This is a genomic window from Microbacterium sp. NPDC055502, assembly GCF_053643635.1.
The window spans coordinates 1,631,815-1,646,775 of the sequence record NZ_JBSHKJ010000001.1 but is presented as its reverse complement, the minus strand read 5'-3'; the positions used below and the strand labels follow the sequence as shown (position 1 = coordinate 1,646,775).

13 protein-coding genes are annotated in these 14,961 nt (G+C 70.0%); 8 read left to right on the top strand and 5 right to left on the bottom strand.

Annotated features, from left to right (window positions below; genetic code table 11):
• Nucleotides 1-21 precede the first annotated feature (21 nt).
• From ACWH95_RS08015 to ACWH95_RS08005, 3 genes are all read right to left on the bottom strand, one after another.
• A complete protein-coding gene (locus ACWH95_RS08015) occupies nucleotides 22-867 on the bottom strand; it encodes a transposase (RefSeq protein ID WP_247638313.1) in 846 nt (281 codons plus the stop codon).
• A gap of 26 nt (nucleotides 868-893) precedes the next feature.
• Nucleotides 894-2,219 (bottom strand): FG-GAP-like repeat-containing protein, encoded by a 1,326-nt coding sequence (locus ACWH95_RS08010; protein WP_378803341.1) that lies wholly within the window; start codon nucleotides 2,217-2,219, stop codon nucleotides 894-896.
• A 138-nt stretch (nucleotides 2,220-2,357) separates the two neighbouring features.
• Nucleotides 2,358-2,618: a hypothetical protein gene (locus ACWH95_RS08005; RefSeq protein WP_136029385.1), complete on the bottom strand. Its 261-nt coding sequence runs from the start codon at nucleotides 2,616-2,618 to the stop codon at nucleotides 2,358-2,360.
• A 169-nt stretch (nucleotides 2,619-2,787) separates the two neighbouring features.
• Between ACWH95_RS08005 and ACWH95_RS08000 the strand changes: the two genes are divergently transcribed.
• From ACWH95_RS08000 to ACWH95_RS07990, 3 genes are all read left to right on the top strand, one after another.
• Nucleotides 2,788-3,093: a DUF7882 family protein gene (locus ACWH95_RS08000; protein WP_136029383.1), complete on the top strand. Its 306-nt coding sequence runs from the start codon at nucleotides 2,788-2,790 to the stop codon at nucleotides 3,091-3,093.
• 32 nt (nucleotides 3,094-3,125) lie between these two features.
• Nucleotides 3,126-3,644 (top strand): hypothetical protein, encoded by a 519-nt coding sequence (locus ACWH95_RS07995; protein ID WP_378803339.1) that lies wholly within the window; start codon nucleotides 3,126-3,128, stop codon nucleotides 3,642-3,644.
• Between the two features lie 210 nt (nucleotides 3,645-3,854).
• Complete coding sequence (locus ACWH95_RS07990) at nucleotides 3,855-5,258, top strand: DivIVA domain-containing protein (protein WP_454120495.1); 1,404 nt, start codon at nucleotides 3,855-3,857, stop codon at nucleotides 5,256-5,258.
• 63 nt (nucleotides 5,259-5,321) lie between these two features.
• Here ACWH95_RS07990 and ACWH95_RS07985 read toward each other — a convergent pair whose 3' ends face one another.
• Nucleotides 5,322-5,600: a hypothetical protein gene (locus ACWH95_RS07985; RefSeq protein ID WP_136029378.1), complete on the bottom strand. Its 279-nt coding sequence runs from the start codon at nucleotides 5,598-5,600 to the stop codon at nucleotides 5,322-5,324.
• Nucleotides 5,601-6,077: 477 nt separating this feature from the next.
• On the opposite strand from ACWH95_RS07985, the gene ACWH95_RS07980 reads away from it, so the two are divergent.
• The gene (locus ACWH95_RS07980) at nucleotides 6,078-6,692 is read left to right on the top strand and encodes a TetR/AcrR family transcriptional regulator (protein ID WP_378803337.1); all 615 of its coding nucleotides are present in this window, start codon (nucleotides 6,078-6,080) and stop codon (nucleotides 6,690-6,692) included.
• Between the two features lie 12 nt (nucleotides 6,693-6,704).
• Here ACWH95_RS07980 and ACWH95_RS07975 read toward each other — a convergent pair whose 3' ends face one another.
• On the bottom strand, nucleotides 6,705-7,853 hold the full coding sequence (locus ACWH95_RS07975; RefSeq protein ID WP_378803335.1) for a low temperature requirement protein A: 1,149 nt from the start codon (nucleotides 7,851-7,853) through the stop codon (nucleotides 6,705-6,707).
• 363 nt (nucleotides 7,854-8,216) lie between these two features.
• On the opposite strand from ACWH95_RS07975, the gene ACWH95_RS07970 reads away from it, so the two are divergent.
• The 4 genes from ACWH95_RS07970 to ACWH95_RS07955 all read left to right on the top strand — a co-directional run bounded on the left by ACWH95_RS07970 (nucleotide 8,217) and on the right by ACWH95_RS07955 (nucleotide 14,950).
• Complete coding sequence (locus ACWH95_RS07970) at nucleotides 8,217-9,743, top strand: sugar transferase (RefSeq protein ID WP_136029372.1); 1,527 nt, start codon at nucleotides 8,217-8,219, stop codon at nucleotides 9,741-9,743.
• A complete protein-coding gene (locus ACWH95_RS07965; protein WP_136044643.1) occupies nucleotides 9,743-10,432 on the top strand; it encodes a hypothetical protein in 690 nt (229 codons plus the stop codon). The genes ACWH95_RS07970 and ACWH95_RS07965 overlap by 1 nt, the downstream gene beginning before the upstream one ends.
• 121 nt (nucleotides 10,433-10,553) lie before the next feature.
• A complete protein-coding gene (locus ACWH95_RS07960; RefSeq protein ID WP_247638309.1) occupies nucleotides 10,554-14,249 on the top strand; it encodes a fibrinogen-like YCDxxxxGGGW domain-containing protein in 3,696 nt (1,231 codons plus the stop codon).
• Nucleotides 14,246-14,950 carry a CDP-alcohol phosphatidyltransferase family protein gene (locus tag ACWH95_RS07955; RefSeq protein WP_247638308.1) on the top strand — a complete coding sequence of 235 codons (705 nt, stop codon included), beginning with the start codon at nucleotides 14,246-14,248 and terminating at the stop codon, nucleotides 14,948-14,950. Before ACWH95_RS07960 ends, ACWH95_RS07955 begins: the two co-directional genes overlap by 4 nt.
• Nucleotides 14,951-14,961 lie beyond the last annotated feature (11 nt).

The following is a 14,961-nucleotide window of genomic DNA, read 5'->3' as shown; positions in this document are numbered from 1 at the left end:
CACGTGCCGCGCCGACCGGGGTCAGAGCGCATCGAGTGCCCGCTGCGCCGCCTCGCGATCCCGCGCCGCCTCGTCGCGCGACGCCACGGCCTCCTCCTGACGCTCGGTCGCCCCCGGCAGCTCTCCCGCGATGCGCTCGGCCTCCGTGCGCAGCTGTGCGAGCTGCGCCTCGAGGTCGGCGATGTCGTCGTCGAGCTCCTCGGCGCGCGCGCGAAGCGTCCGCAGCACATCGTCCTGTTTCGCCACTGCACGCTCCGCCGCCGCGAGCTCCTTCTCCGCCGCGGTCACGCGCCGTTCGGCCTCGCGTCGAGCCCGCCGCGCGGAGAGCTCATCCGCGCGGCGCGGCGCGGCGGGCGCGAGTGTCGGCACCTCCCCCGCCACGGCCTCGCGGACGTCGTCGCCCGACGCGTTCGGCTCCAGGGCGCGCAGGAGTCGCCCCGACGCCACCGCCGCCGCCGCGTCGGGGTCGAAGAAGGCGGCGGAGATCGTCTGCTCGACCGCGTCCAGCGTCGCCGTCGTCACGCGTTCCCCGCGCGACTGCGCGAGCTGTCCCGCCGCCTGCGCCAGCCGTCGCGTGAGGGCGCGCCGCTCACGTCCGAGCTTCGCCAGCGCTGCGGCGTCGAGGTCCGCCTGCGCCTCCCGCAGCTCGGCGGCCAGGCTCAGCGCCTCCCCCAGCTGCTCCGCCCTCTCCCGAGCGAACACGTTCACGACCCACGCCGCGACCGAGGGCTTGCGCAGCTCTCGCACGGCCGCGGCGGTGGCGGCATCCGCGGTGTCCTTCGCACGAGCGGTGCGAGCCGCCACGAAGTCGCCCGGCGACGCCGCGTACAGGTCCGCGACGATCTCGTCGAACGTGGAAGCCGCCATGCGCCCACGATACGCGGCGCCAGGCCCTACTCGATCGTGAGGTGTCCGCCCCAGTCGGAGCCCACGAGCGTCTTGGTCCCGAAGGTCCCGTCGCCGAGACCGCTATACAGGTAGACCTCGCCCGCAGGGGTGCGTCCGAGGAGGTCCGCCCGGCGGTCGCCGTTGTAGTCGACCCCGCCCGTGAGCGCCGTGAACTCGATCCACCCTTCGCCGACGACCCGAGCCGTCTGGAAGCCGTAGTTCGCGCCACGGTAGAAGTAGAGCGTCCCGGTGTCCGACGCGGCGATCAGGTCGCCCTTGCCGTCGTTGTCGAAGTCGCCGCCCACGATGAAGTGGAAGCCCTCCCACCCGACGCCGAGTGTGGTCACGCGCCCGGTGAAGCCGCCGGAGCCGTTGCCTTCGTACAGCGACATCGCCCCGTTGGGGGCGACGCCGATCACGTCCTGTCTGCCGTCGCCGGTGAAGTCGGCGCCGGAGACGATGTGCAGCAGGCCGTACCAGCCGTTCCCGATCGCGGTCCCGGCCGCGAATCCTCCCGCACCGTTCCCGGCGTAGAACTCGAGCGTGCCGTCGGATCTCGCCGCGATCAGGTCGGCCTTCGTATCGCCGTTGAAGTCGGCGTGGGTGACGTGGCGACGGCTGCCGCCCCAGAGTCCGAGGGCCGTGGTCGCCGCGGCGAACGACCCCTGGCCGTTGCCGGTGCGCAGACGCAGGTCGCCGTTGCCGGCGACCACGAGCACGTCGGCGTTGCCGTCGCCCGTGTAGTCCGCGGAGGCGACGGTGCCCGAGCCGGTGCCGAGACCGGGGAAGAACAGCGGGATGGTGGCACCGCGCGTGACGTTCGACAGGCACGTGAAACCGTTGTTGATCTGCGAGTAGACGCGGCCGTTCAGCCAGACCTCGAAGTGCAGGTGGTAGGCGGCGGAGTTGCCGGTGTTGCCGACCACGCCGATCTGCTGGCCCCGCAGCACGCGGGTCCCCGGCGGGTACCACGCGGTGCTGGCCATGTGGGCGTAGCGGGTGACGTAGCCGCCCGCGTGCTCGATGTCGGTGTAGTTGCCGTATCCGCCGTTCGACGTGCGCGTGCGGACGACGCCGTCGTAGGCCGCCAGGATCGGGGTGCCGCCGTTGCGTGAGATGTCGATGCCGTCGTGGGCGCGGTAGTTGCCCAGACAGCCGTCACCGACCTTGGACTGGATGTTGCCAGACGCCGGGTAGACCATGTAGCCGTCGGGCGCGGCGGCCGCGGCCGGGTCGCCCGAGGTGAACGCGGGAGCCAGGGTGCCGAGCATCACCGCGAGCACGGCGACGATCCCGATGCGGCCAAGGCGCAAGCGGGACGTGCGCTTCATCGTGACGTTCTCTCTTGCTCAGCGGCCCCAGGGACATCATGTCCACCGCGGTCACCGTACCAAGCGCGGAGCGCGATACCCGTCAGCGCCACCCCGCGGGCGACGGATCGGTCGGGGCGGGTTCCGGCGCTGTCCGCGTCAGAGCAGCTCGTGGTCGAAGAAGTCGCCTCGGGGGAAGATCGCGACCGGAGGCTCATCGGGTTCGGCGTCGTGCGGTTCGACCGAGATCACGACGTGACTCATCGGGGAGACGAGCACGTTCACCCGCGAACCGTCCGCCACGGTGAACGCGACGAACCCGCCTCCCGCCCGGACCGCGGCGTCGATCTCCTGCTTCATCCCGTCCGCCGACTCACCGGGTGCGAGCACGAAGCCGACATCGTTCACGACGATCCGCACGCGCGCCGTCCTCTTCGCCTCATGTGTCACTGCCGTCACCTGTCCCGTCTGCGCGTTTCCGAGGCCCGCCTGTTCGGCGACAATAGGCCTCCGGTTCCTCGCACCGAAGGGGGTTGCGCCGATCAGGGATGAGAGGCAGAGGGCCTCGGAGCGGTGTACGGTCAGCACTATGGGCAGACTCCGCTACGACGGTCATTCCGACCCGATTCTCATCGAGGATGAGACCCTGGCGCACCTGAAAATCGTGATCTCCACGAAGCTCCGTCGACAGGAGAGCTTCATGATGACCTGGCTGCCCGTCGCAGCCGGGGTGGACAAGCGCGCGACGATCTGGATCCACCCGGCCATCCCGCTCCAGTTCGGCTTCGACGCGGCGGAGCCGCCCCGCATCGACCCGCACCGCGTGCAGGAGATCATGCAGGCGCTCAACTCCTCCGGCGAGCTCGTGCTGGACGCGCTCACCGCGCCCCGCTGAACGGACCGCCGTTCCGCCCACACGGATCAGTCGTGGTTCCCACTCTCCTTCTCTTCGGACTGCTCATCCTGGCGATCATCGTCGGGGCCGCCTTCCTGCGCCCGTGGCTGAACCGCAGCACCGCGGCCGCAGGACGCCGCGCGGGCGACCGCTTCGCGCGAGACCAGCTCGACAAGGCCCTCGCCGAGTTCGGTCGCACGCTGCGGATCCACGCGCCCGCCCCGGAGGCACGGGAGCTCCTGACGATGGCAGCGGCTGCGGGCAAGGACTTCCTCCCGCTGGAAGACGGCGCCATCGGCATCCGCTTCGTCGACCCCGACGACACCGTCGTGCGCGTGACCGCCGACCCGATGGGCGCGGTGCTGCGCGTCGAGACCTTCCGCGAGTACATGGGGTTCCCGCAGACCACGGCGCTGTGGACCGAGCTGCGCTCCCGCGTCGCGGCGGCGGCGGGGGCGCGGGGCATCACGGTGTCCGACGGGCCGCCGGTCTCGTACGTCCGTGGCGCGCTGCTCGACGATCGCAATGCCCGCTGGTCGCGCTCCGGATGAACCGTCCGTCGGCACCGCCCTCCCCGGTGTGAAGAGGGGCTCACGATCCACAGCCGGCGCAACTAGGCTAGGACCGCGTCGCGCCCGGCACAGCGTCCGCTGAGGACACGGTCGCGACGTGCGCCGGGCGGCCTCCTCGTCCGTGCGTGCGATCCCGTTCGGCGGTCGGAGCCCCCGCTCCGCGTCCGGACACGCCAGAAAGGCCCAACCATGAGCGACTCCCCGGACGGCTCCCGCGACGAGCGGTCGCCGGACTTCTTCGACCAGCTGATCGAGACGGCACCGCGCGACCAGCAGTCGTCGTCGGCGTCGAACGCCGCGTTCACGATCGGCTTCCGCGGCTACGACAAGGGCGAGGTCGACGCGGCGCTCGCCTCCCTGCGGGCGCAGGTGCAGCAGCTGTCCGACCAGCTCGCCGAGACGCAGACCAGGGAGACCGAGTCGGTCGAGGCCATCCGCGCGGAGGAGCGTGAGGCGCGCGAGGCGCTGGAGAGCGAGCTCGCCGCCGCGAACGCCAAGGCCGCCGACGCCGAGCAGCAGGTCGCCACGCTGACCTCCGAGCTCGTCGACACCCCGCAGCCCGAGGGCGAGGAGGCGCCGTCTCGTCAGCAGTTCGAGGCGATCCTGCGCGTCGCGGAGGAGCAGGCGAACGTGCTGATCCAGAACGCCGCCGTGCAGGCCGACCGGCTCATGGCGGCGGCGCGCGAAGAGGTCGCTGCGCAGCGCGCCGAGGCCGAGGCCGACGCCGATCGCATCACTTCGCAGGCCCAGCGGGACGCCGACCAGGTGCGCCTGAAGATGGAGACCGAGTACACGGCCCACGAGGCGCGCATCGAGCGGGAGGCGTCGCACGCCGCCGAGAAGGTGAACCAGGCGTCGCAGGAGGCCACCGCGATCCGCACGGAGGCCGAGAAGGGCGCGGCGGCGCTGCGTTCGCTCGTCACGAGGGAGACCACGCAGCTGCGGGCGGATGCGGAGCGCGAGGTGCGCGAGATGAACGCCCGCGTGCTCGAGTTCGAGGAGACGCTGACCCGTCGCCAGGACGACGCGCAGCAGGAGTTCCTGGTGCTGCACAACCAGGCCGTCGCGCACGCGGAGCGCATCACGACCGATGCCAACGAGCAGGTCACCGCTTCCCTGGAGCACGCGCAGCGGATCTCCGCGAAGGCGGACGACTACGAGCGGCTCATGCGGTCGCAGGCGCAGGCGATCGAGGCGGACGCGCAGGTGCGCGCGAGGGAGATCCTCGACCGCGCCAGGGTGAAGTCGCAGAAGATCGTCGATGCGGTCACCGGTCACACGACCGCGGTGCTGCACGACGCCGAGGACCGCACGCGGCAGCTGCGCTGGCAGCAGCAGCAGCTGTCGAGCTTCATGGCCGAGGTGCGCGAGCTCATCCGCCCCGACGGCATCTTCAGCGACGATGCGCTGCCCTCGTCGATCGCGGTCGCCGAGGCCACGATCGACGACGAGGACGAGTCGGGTTCGGAGGCGACCGAGACGGTCGTGGAGACGTTCCTGGGCGACGAGGTGCTGGACGACGAGCTCGACGGCGACAGCCCGCTCGAGAAGATCACGATCGACGTGGTGGAGACCGACGACAGCAAGCGGTAGAGCCGGACACGACGAAGGCGCGAGCAGCTCTCTGCTCGCGCCTTCGTCGTGTCGTCGGTGTGGTCAGGCCCTGGCCCGGCGTACGCGGCGGCGTCCGGAGCGCGGCACGGACCGGAGCCCGGAGCGCGGTGCGGGCCGGGTCGCAGCGTCGAGTGCGTCGCAGGCGTCGTCGAGCGAGGCGTAGGTACCGAGGTCGGTACCGCGCTCGTCGCGCAGCACGTGTGCGGCGCCGTCGAACTCGACGAAGCCGGCGAACTCGCCGCCGCGGGTGGCGACGTGCACGTCGATGTCGGCCTGCTTCCAGGTGAGGGGGTCGGACGGAGGGACGGTGGTGGTGCTCATGGTGATGCTCATTGCTATGTGGCGGGCACGCAGGGCGGTCCGCAAGTGAGGAGATCGAAGGCGGCGTCGCGCGCGTCGATGTGCGCGAACCGTGGATGGGCCCTGATCAGTGGCGACGCGGCGGCCGAGAGGGGCGAAACGCACACGTTGCATCGTCAGTCTAGCAGAGATGCCGTGACGACGGGTTCGGGGGCGCGACGGAGGAGGTGGGGACATCGCTCCGCCGCGCACGCTGCCGAGCGAGAGTTCGTCAGGCAGCGGTTGCCGGGGCGACGGGGAATCGCGCGCGCGGCGTGGTCGACGATCGGGCGCTGGGGACGCTCACGATCGCGATCCATCCAGTGCATCACGGGATTGGTCAAGTGTCAAGTTTTTCTTGGATGAGTGTCCAGTTTTTACTTGACGACTGTTCAAATCCGCGACGGTGCCCACTAGCATGACCGATACCGAACGCAGGGACGGAGTCGAGACGAGACGATGAACACAGCGATCAAGAGGGCCGAGCGCGCCGGGACCGACAAGTTCGCCCTCCGTCGACGGAGCCTGGCGGAGGCCGCGCTGGAGGCGATCGCCGAACGCGGGTTCGCCCGCACGGGGCTGCGCGAGATCGCCCAGCACTCCGAGCTCTCTCACGGCTCGCTGCACTACTACTTCACCGACAAGAACGACCTCATCGCGGAGGCCGTCCGCATCTCGCGCGGCCAGCCGGCCGAGCGCTACGCCGCCATCATCGAGACGGCGACCACCCCCGACGAGCTCGCCGGGCGCGTGGCCGACGAGATGGCCAGGAGCCTGAAGGACGACGCGTCGCTGCACCGCCTCTGGTACGACCTGCGCAATCAGGCACTGTTCGAGTCCGGCTTCGGCGACACGATCGAGCAGATCGAGCAGATGCTGCAGGAGGCGATCGGCGAGGTGCTCGCGCGCTACGCGGAACTCGCCGGGAAACCGTGTCGCTTCGACGCCACCCTGGCGTACGCCCTGACCGACGGCATGCTCCAGAACGCCCTCATCCGCCATCTGCGCGGCGACACGGAGGCGATCTCGCGACTGCGTCAGGAGTGCCTCGACCTGTTCGCCGCCTGCGTCTGAGCGGCGCGGCGCCTACGTCCCCACCGGAGCCTCGGCCTCGCGCGTGACCGGCGGTCGGAGCACGAGCACGACCACGACGGCTGCCAGGATCAGTGCGGTGAGCGTCACCGGGACCGGCAGCACCGGATCCAACAGCACGAGTGCCGCTCCGGTCGGCACCACCGTGTTGACCACACGGTCGGCGTTCTCCTTGATCGCGATCCACCAGACGCCGAGGAGGAACACCGCGATGGGGACGGTCACGGTGAACGAAGCGGCCATGCTCGACAGGTGGCTCTCACCGGTGAGCACGTCCAGCTCCACCTCGATGCCTGCCGAGAAGGCGGCGGCCGCCGCGAACACGAAGTAGTGCGTGTAGCCGTACCGCAGCGACCGGCGGAACGAGGTGATCGCGCGGTGATGCGGCGGCCAGAAGTAGATCCACCAGAGCGAGGCGGTGACCACCAGCGTGAGCACCGAGATCGCGATCAGCGGCCCGAGCGCCTCGACCTCGTCGAGCGCGTCGATGATCGCGTTCGCCGAGGCGAGCAGGCTCTCCCCCAGCACGATGAGAGTGAACAGCCCGTAGCGCTCTGTGATGTGGTGCCGGTGCCACGGGGTCTGCCGGCGGTATTCGGCGAACACCGGAACGGAGATCTCGATGAGGGCGAACACCACGAACGCCACGAGCTGGGCGGGCCCCGTCGGGATCAGGAGGAACAGCACCCAGAGCACCTGCACCCCGGCGATGCCCGCCGCGTACCGGCGGGTGGCGGAGCGCAGCGCACCGGCCGACCGTGAGGCCCTGAGCCACTGCGCGACCATGGCCACCCGCATCACGACGTACCCGATGACCGGCACGGTGAAGTCGCCCTCGTCGAAGGCCCGCGGCACACCGGCCGCGAGGATGAGCACCCCGCCCATCTGCACGAACGTCGTCACGCGATAGAGCCAGTCGTCCGTGTCGAACGAGGTGGCGAACCACGTGAAGTTCATCCACGCCCACCAGATCGCGAAGAACACCATCGCGTACGACGGGATGCCGTGGACGAAGTCCCCGTGCGAGAGGGCGTGGTGCAGCTGCGACGAGGCGATGCTCACGGCCACGACGAACACCAGGTCGAAGAACAGCTCGAGGGTGCTCGCGGTGCGATGCGGCTGCGCCGGGTCACGGGGCAGCATGGTGCGCAGGCGAGAACGAGGAGAGGGTGGGGGCGCCATCACCGCGTCAGGATAGCGCCCGGGCCGCGCCCGACCGCGCACCACCCGCGATGGGGTTTCATCCATTCCCCGGATTTGTCTTCCGTTTCATAGCCGGTTCCGCTACAGTGTTCCAGGTCTGCAGCGCCTGCTGCACGAAGCCGCCGGTTGGGACGGCGCCTTCGACTCCGAGATGTGGGATCACGGAGTTCCAGCAGGACCCGAGGGGTCGGGACGCAGACGACTGCCGTGAACGTGGGGTTCACGGTCTGGGGATATCAAACTGGGGAAATCAATGTCGCACTGGGGAATTCTGCGTACATTCACGGCTCAAGGGGCCTCGGCATGACGTCCGTCGAGGATGCTCTGAGCATCTCTCGCACGGGATTCGTTCCGGCCACCGCTCCGCGGGCCACCACGTCGTCCACGCGCCCGGCGACCACGCCGCGCGCTTCGGCGACGCTGGAACGGCGTCGGCAGTGGGAACGTCACTATCGGATGCGGCTGCGGATCACGGATGCGGCTGTCATCCTGATCGCCGTCGCTCTGACGGTCGCGGTCCAGCTGACCTCCGGCGTCGTGGCGATCGAGGCGGGGCGCAACGCTGCTCTGCTCGGCCTCGCCTGGTATCTGATGCTGTCGGCGCTCAACACCCGCGACGCCGCCATCTTCGGTTCCGGGGCCACGGAATACCGCCGCGTGGCACACGCCAGCGGCCTGGCATTCGGCATCACCGCTATCGCGGGCGTCCTGCTGGCGTGGGAGGGACTGCAGCCGCTGTTCCTCGTCGCGCTCCCTGTCGGGACGTTCGGGCTGCTCGGCGCGCGCTGGGCCTGGAGACGGTGGCTGCAGCGCCGCCGGATCCGGGGCCAGTACGCGTCGCGCACCCTGGTGGTCGGCGCGACCGAAGACGTCGAGTATGTGATCACGTCTCTGCAGAAGGGCGCAGAGAACGGCTACCACGTCGTGGGGACGACGCTGGTGGATCGCAAGGCCGGCGCGTTCGCGATCGGGGAGAGCATCTACCCGGTCGTCGGCGATCTCGACAGCGTCGCCGCCGCGGCAGCCCAGCTCGGGGCGGACACGATCATCGTGGCGAGCCGTCCCGATGGGGACCCCGACTTCGTCAAGCAGCTCAGCTGGCAGCTCGAGGGCACCGCCGCCGAGCTCGTGCTCTCGAGCCGACTGACCGACGTCGCCGGTCCTCGCATCTCGCTGCGTCAGGTCGACGGCCTGCCGCTGATCCAGGTGAAGATCCCGACGTACGAGGGCGGGGTGCACGTGCTCAAGCGGGCGCTCGACATCTTCGTCGCGACGGTCGCGCTGATCCCGATCGCCCTCCTCACCCCGGTGCTGATGGCGCTCATCAAGCTCGACTCGCCCGGACCCGCGTTCTTCTTCCAGGAGCGCGTCGGCCGCGACGGCCGCCGCTTCAAGATGGTGAAGTTCCGCTCGATGAAGACCGACGCCGAGCAGCAGCTCGCCGCCCTCAAGGCGCAGAACGACGGCGCCGGTCTTCTGTTCAAGATGAAGGACGACCCCCGCGTCACCCGCGTGGGAAAGGTGCTGCGCAAGCTGTCGCTCGACGAGCTGCCGCAGTTCTGGAACGTCCTCACCGGCGACATGAGTGTCGTCGGGCCTCGTCCGCCGCTTCCCAGCGAGGTCACGGCGTACGACGGCACCGTGTTCCGCCGCCTGTACATCAAGCCCGGCATCACGGGCCTGTGGCAGGTGTCCGGGCGCAGCGACCTGTCGTGGGACGAGAGCGTGCGCCTCGACCTGCGGTACGTCGAGAACTGGTCGGTCATGAATGATCTGCAAATCATGTGGCGGACCGCGAAGGTGATGATCCAGCCGAAGGGGGCTTACTGATGAATGACGAAGGACAGGTGATCGAGGGCGAGAAGGCGCCCGCGACGCACCGCAGACGATGGATCGCGATCGGTGCCGTGGCACTGCTCGCGCTGGGCGCCGCAGGGGTTGGCGTCGCCCTCGTGACGAACAACGGCGGAGCGCCGTCGGCCTCGTCCACCCACAAGCCCGTCGACGACGGCGACGAGGACAAGGCGGCATCCGAAGATCCGCTGAAGTCCGTCCCGAAGGTGGTCGACGGCCCGATGAGCGATGACCAGGACGCCGAGGTCAAGCGGGCGACCGCGGCCGCCGACGCCGTGGTCGCCGCCCTCGACGAGGTCAGCCAGCGCGGCGACGGCTCGGCGGTCGGCGTCGACGCGGTCGCGACCGGCTGGGTGCTCGGCGAGGTGCAGTCCCACGCACGGGAGCAGATGGACCTGGGCTACACGCAGACGGGCAAGGCGGTCGTCACGAGCGTCACCCCGACGGCGGTGGACCTGGCGTCCTCCCCCGCGACCATCACCCTCAAGGTGTGCGTCGACGTGTCCGACATCGACGTGAAGGACGCGGCGGGCAACTCGCTCAAGGACTCGCTGTACAACCCCGGCCACCCCGTGGCCCACATCTACGGAGCCGTCTTCGAGGACGACACCTGGAAGATCTCGTCGCACGAGATCCCCGACGTTCAGGACTGCCCCGCAGCCTGACCTCCCCCACACCCCCCGGGGGATCGCCGATCTCTCGAACACCCGAACGTGGCTCACCCGCACCTGGAGCGACTCACCCCCGAGTCGCTCCAGGCGAGCCTCACACCCGAAGAAGGACTCCATGAACACTGCAGCACCCGCGCGGAGAGTGAAGGCGACCCGCGCAGCCGCTGGCGCCATGATCGCCGCGGCCGTCCTGGTGGGCTCACTGCTCACCCCGCTCGCGGCGAACGCCGCACCCCCGGCACTGCCGGACGGCCTCTCTCAGGAGACCGCCGCCGCGTCGTGCTGGGAGATCAAGCAGAACTACCCGCAGTCCACCGACGGCGTGTACTGGCTGGTCACCCCGGCGCTCGTCGCGCCGGAGCAGTTCTACTGCGACCAGACCACGTCCGGCGGCGGCTGGGTGCTCATCGGCCGAGGCCGCGAAGGCTGGAAGGAGGGGTACAACGGTTTGCGCACCGCAGCCCAGATCCGCAACACCCCGACCGGCACCGACGCGTTCCAGCCGGCACAGCTGCCGGCGGCGACGGTCGACGGACTCCTGAACAACGGCCGCGTCGACGCGCTGGCCGACGGCATCCGCCTGCGCCGCGCCACCAACACGGCCGGCACCACGTGGCAGGAGGGCCGGTTCACGTTCACGCAGCGCGATCGCTGGGTGTGGACCTTCGGCGCCGAGCACCGCGTGAAGAACTACAACTTCGACGGCTCGACCGGCACCGGCGGTCAGACCAACAACTTCGGCAACAACAACCAGCTGCGCCGCGTCGTGTTCAGTGAGCAGGCGTCGCACAACTACATCAACGGCTGGGCGTTCGGCTCGAGCATCGGCGGCAGCACCGCGGCCACCTCGTACCTGTGGGCCCCGTCGGGCCAGGGCTACGCGCGGCCGTTCACGCAGGTCTTCCTGCGGCCGCAGCTGAAGCTCGCGAACCTCGACTTCGGCGCCGTGCCCGCCTCGGGCACGCCCGCCTCCACGGTCGCGGCCATCCCGGAGAGCAACGCCATGACCACCGTCTGGGGTGTCTCCGGCTTCGCCAACGGCAGCAGCGGCGAGCTCAACACCGAGGTGGCCGAGTTCGGCGAGGTCGCCGGCAAGGTCTTCGTCGGCGGCAACTTCCGCTACGTGCAGCGCAACGAGGGCGGCACCGGTCAGGTCGAGCAGCCGTACCTCGCGGCCTTCGACGTGAACACGGGCGAGTGGGTCTCCACGTTCCGTCCGCAGCTCAACGGTCAGGTCAAGGCCATCGCCGGTCTGCCCGACGGCCGCGTCGCGATCGGTGGACAGTTCTCCACGGTCAACGGCACCCCGCAGGCGGGCATCGCGATCCTCGACCCCACGACCGGGCAGCTCTCGGGCTGGCAGGTCAACGCGGAGCACCGGGCGACCGGCAGCGTGCCCTACGTGCGCGACCTCGACGTGCAGGGCGACTTCCTGTACGTCGCCGGTGCCATGACGCACCTCACCGCGGTCGGCTCCACCATCAGCGCGAGCACCTGGAACGGCGGTCGCATCAACCTGACGACGGGTCGTCCCGACACCAACTGGAACGCGTTCCTCAACGGCAGCTCGATCGCCGTCGACGCCTCCGACCAGGGCGACCGCACCTACTTCTCCGGCTACTTCAAGATGAAGCAGACCACGTCCACCCCGAGCGCGGCCGCCATCCAGACCGCCGCGGGCGCCCCGCTGGTCGACCCGCTGTGGGTGCCGAAGTTCAGCAAGGCCACGCTCAACGCGGACGGCTCCTACTCCGGCAACATCTGGCAGCTCGGCGTGACCGAGGCCGGTGGGAAGGTGTGGCTCGGCGGCTCGGAGCACTCGCTCTTCGCCTACGACCGGAACACGTTCGAGCGCGTCAGCGGGTCGATCACGAAGGTCGGCGGCGACTTCCAGACGGTCGAGCACAACGCGAACCTCGTGATCGGCGGCTGCCACTGCGGCCACTGGGTCTACCAGGACGCGTACTCGTGGAGTGACGTGGGCACCGGCTGGACGCAGGCCGACAAGATGAACCTGATGGGTGCGTGGGACGCGCAGACCGGCAAGTTCGTGGCCGCCTGGTCGCCCGTCGTGCAGGCTCGCGCCGGCTACGGCGCCTGGGGCACGTTCTTCGACAGCACCGGCGTCCTGTGGGCGGGCGGCGACTTCAGCCGCTCGGTCAGGGCGGGCGAGGTCAACCAGTGGTCGGGCGGGTACATCCGCTTCGCCCCGCGCGACACCACCGCTCCCACGACGCCGGGCGCGATCACGGCGACCCCCGGCAACGGCGGCACCGAGGCGACGCTCACCTGGGCGGCCTCGACCGACACCGGAGGCGTGACCTACGAGGTGCTGCGCGACAACAGGGTGATCGCGTCGACGACGTCGGCCACCTACACCGTGCCGATCACGGAGACCCCGACGAACTACTTCGTCCGGGCACGCGACGCCGCGGGCAACCGTTCCGCGAGCACGGCGGCCTACGTCGCGCAGCCCGCACCGGCCTCGGCGCTCACGTTCATCGAGAACGGCTCGACCTGGTCGTGGCGGTACTCGTCCGACGCGCTGCCGTCCGACTGGAACACGCTCGCGTTCGACGACGCGTCGTGGAACACCGGCAAGGGCCTGTTCGCCCGCGGGGTGGCATCGGCGACGACCAACATCGACCCGACGAACCTCGCGACGAAGCCGCTGAGCGCGCAGTTCCGCAACGAGTTCCAGGTCACGAACGCGCTGAGCGTCGTGAACGGCAGCATCTCGGTCATCGCGAACGACGGCGTGGTGCTGTACCTCAACGGCGTCGAGCTCGGACGGGTGCGGATGCCCGCGGGCACCCTCACGCAGAACTCCTACGCGAACGGCGTCGTGTCGCACACGACCGCCGCCGCGAACCGGGTCGTGTTCGAGGTGCCGCAGGGCGTGCTCGTGGACGGGACGAACGTGCTGGCCGCCTCGGTGCACGCGAACTACCGCACCACTCCGGACCTGAGCTTCGACCTCGCCTTCACGGCGGAGCGCGGCCAGGCACCGGCGGCTCCGAACCCGGTCACGGGTCTCTCGGGGACCACCACTCTCGATTCCGCCACGCTCACCTGGACCGCTCCCGCGAGCGGCACCACCCCGCAGTCCTATGTGATCAGCCGGGGCGGCCAGCAGGTCGGCACGACGGACGCCGCGACGACGACGTTCACCGAGAGCGGCCTGACCGCCGCCACGGCGTACGACTACAGCGTGGTCGCGGTCGGGATCGGCGGTCTCGCGTCGACTCCCGCGACGGTCCAGGTGACGACGGCGACTCCGCCGTCGGACAACGAGCTGCCGGTCAGCGTGCCGAGCGGTTCGGCCTGGTCGTGGCGCTACTCGGCCGATCCGCTGCCGGCGGACTGGAACGCGGTGGCGTTCGACGCCTCCTCGTGGGCGAGCGGCTCGGCCGTCCTCGCCCGCGGGGTCGCGACGGCGGCGACGAACATCGACCCGACGAACCTCGCAACCAAGCCGCTCAGCGCGCAGTTCCGGCACTCCGTCACGGTGACGGACGCCGCGAGCGTCGCGAACGGCACGGTCACGGTTACGGCGGACGACGGTGTCGTGGTATACCTCAACGGGGTGGAGCTCGGGCGGGCGAACCTCGGGGCGGGGACCCTGACGCAGAATTCGTATGCCACGGCGGCACCGCGGGCGACCACGGCTGCGGCCAACAAGGTCACCTTCGCGGTGCCCGCCAATCTGCTCGTGGAAGGGACGAACGTGATCGCGGCGTCTGTGCACGCCAACTATCGCGGAACTCCCGACCTGAGCTTCGATCTCGCATTGGACATGCCTCGTAAATGACGAAAATCTCCTACGCAGAAGCGCGTCGAGCGCTCGCCTCCGCACAGAAAGCGGGGGCGGGCGTTCCCGCGTACCTGCGCTGGATCAATCGACCGCTCGGCGGCAGGGCCGCCGTGGTCGCCGCCACCTGGGGCGCCAGCCCCAACGGGGTCACGGCGGTCAGCGCGTTGTTCGGCCTCGCGGCCGTCGTCGTGCTGGCCGGCGTCACCGCGTGGTGGGCGGGGCCGCTCGCGGCCGTGCTCCTCCTGATCGGGTACATCCTGGACTCTGCCGACGGCCAGCTCGCGCGCATCCAGAAGCGCGGCGGCCCCGCCGGCGAATGGCTCGATCATGTGGTCGACGGTGTGCGGGCCCCGCTCGTGCACATCGCCGTCGCGGTGCACCTGCTCCGCACGGACGCGTGGCCGTGGTTGGTGCTGGTCGCCGGCCTGTTCTCGGTGCTCGTGTCCGGCTGGTTCCTCTCCCAGCTCCTCGCCGAGAAGCTCCTCCCCAAGACTCCCCCTTCCCCGGACGACGGACGCCGTGGCATCCTGGAGTCGTTCGTCAAGCAGCCTCAGGATCCCTCCACGACGTATGTCGTCCTGGCGTTCATCGGACTGCCGTTCGCGTTCGCGGTGCTCTACACCGCACTGTTCGTCTGGCACGTGCTGATCTTCGCCGGCTCGCTCCGCCGCAAGTACACGCAGCTGACCGCACTCTGAACCTGGACGCA

Bases quoted from the DNA above. Each gene is read 5' to 3' on its own strand.
- ACWH95_RS08015 (WP_247638313.1), bottom strand. From the start codon at position 867: ATGGCGGCTTCCACGTTCGACGAGATCGTCGCGGACCTGTACGCGGCG.
- ACWH95_RS08010 (WP_378803341.1), bottom strand. From the start codon at position 2,219: ATGAAGCGCACGTCCCGCTTGCGCCTTGGCCGCATCGGGATCGTCGCC.
- ACWH95_RS08000 (WP_136029383.1), top strand. From the start codon at position 2,788: ATGGGCAGACTCCGCTACGACGGTCATTCCGACCCGATTCTCATCGAG.
- ACWH95_RS07990 (WP_454120495.1), top strand. From the start codon at position 3,855: ATGAGCGACTCCCCGGACGGCTCCCGCGACGAGCGGTCGCCGGACTTC.
- ACWH95_RS07985 (WP_136029378.1), bottom strand. From the start codon at position 5,600: ATGAGCACCACCACCGTCCCTCCGTCCGACCCCCTCACCTGGAAGCAG.
- ACWH95_RS07980 (WP_378803337.1), top strand. From the start codon at position 6,078: ATGAACACAGCGATCAAGAGGGCCGAGCGCGCCGGGACCGACAAGTTC.
- ACWH95_RS07975 (WP_378803335.1), bottom strand. From the start codon at position 7,853: ATGCTGCCCCGTGACCCGGCGCAGCCGCATCGCACCGCGAGCACCCTC.
- ACWH95_RS07970 (WP_136029372.1), top strand. From the start codon at position 8,217: ATGACGTCCGTCGAGGATGCTCTGAGCATCTCTCGCACGGGATTCGTT.
- ACWH95_RS07965 (WP_136044643.1), top strand. From the start codon at position 9,743: ATGAATGACGAAGGACAGGTGATCGAGGGCGAGAAGGCGCCCGCGACG.
- ACWH95_RS07960 (WP_247638309.1), top strand. From the start codon at position 10,554: ATGAACACTGCAGCACCCGCGCGGAGAGTGAAGGCGACCCGCGCAGCC.
- ACWH95_RS07955 (WP_247638308.1), top strand. From the start codon at position 14,246: ATGACGAAAATCTCCTACGCAGAAGCGCGTCGAGCGCTCGCCTCCGCA.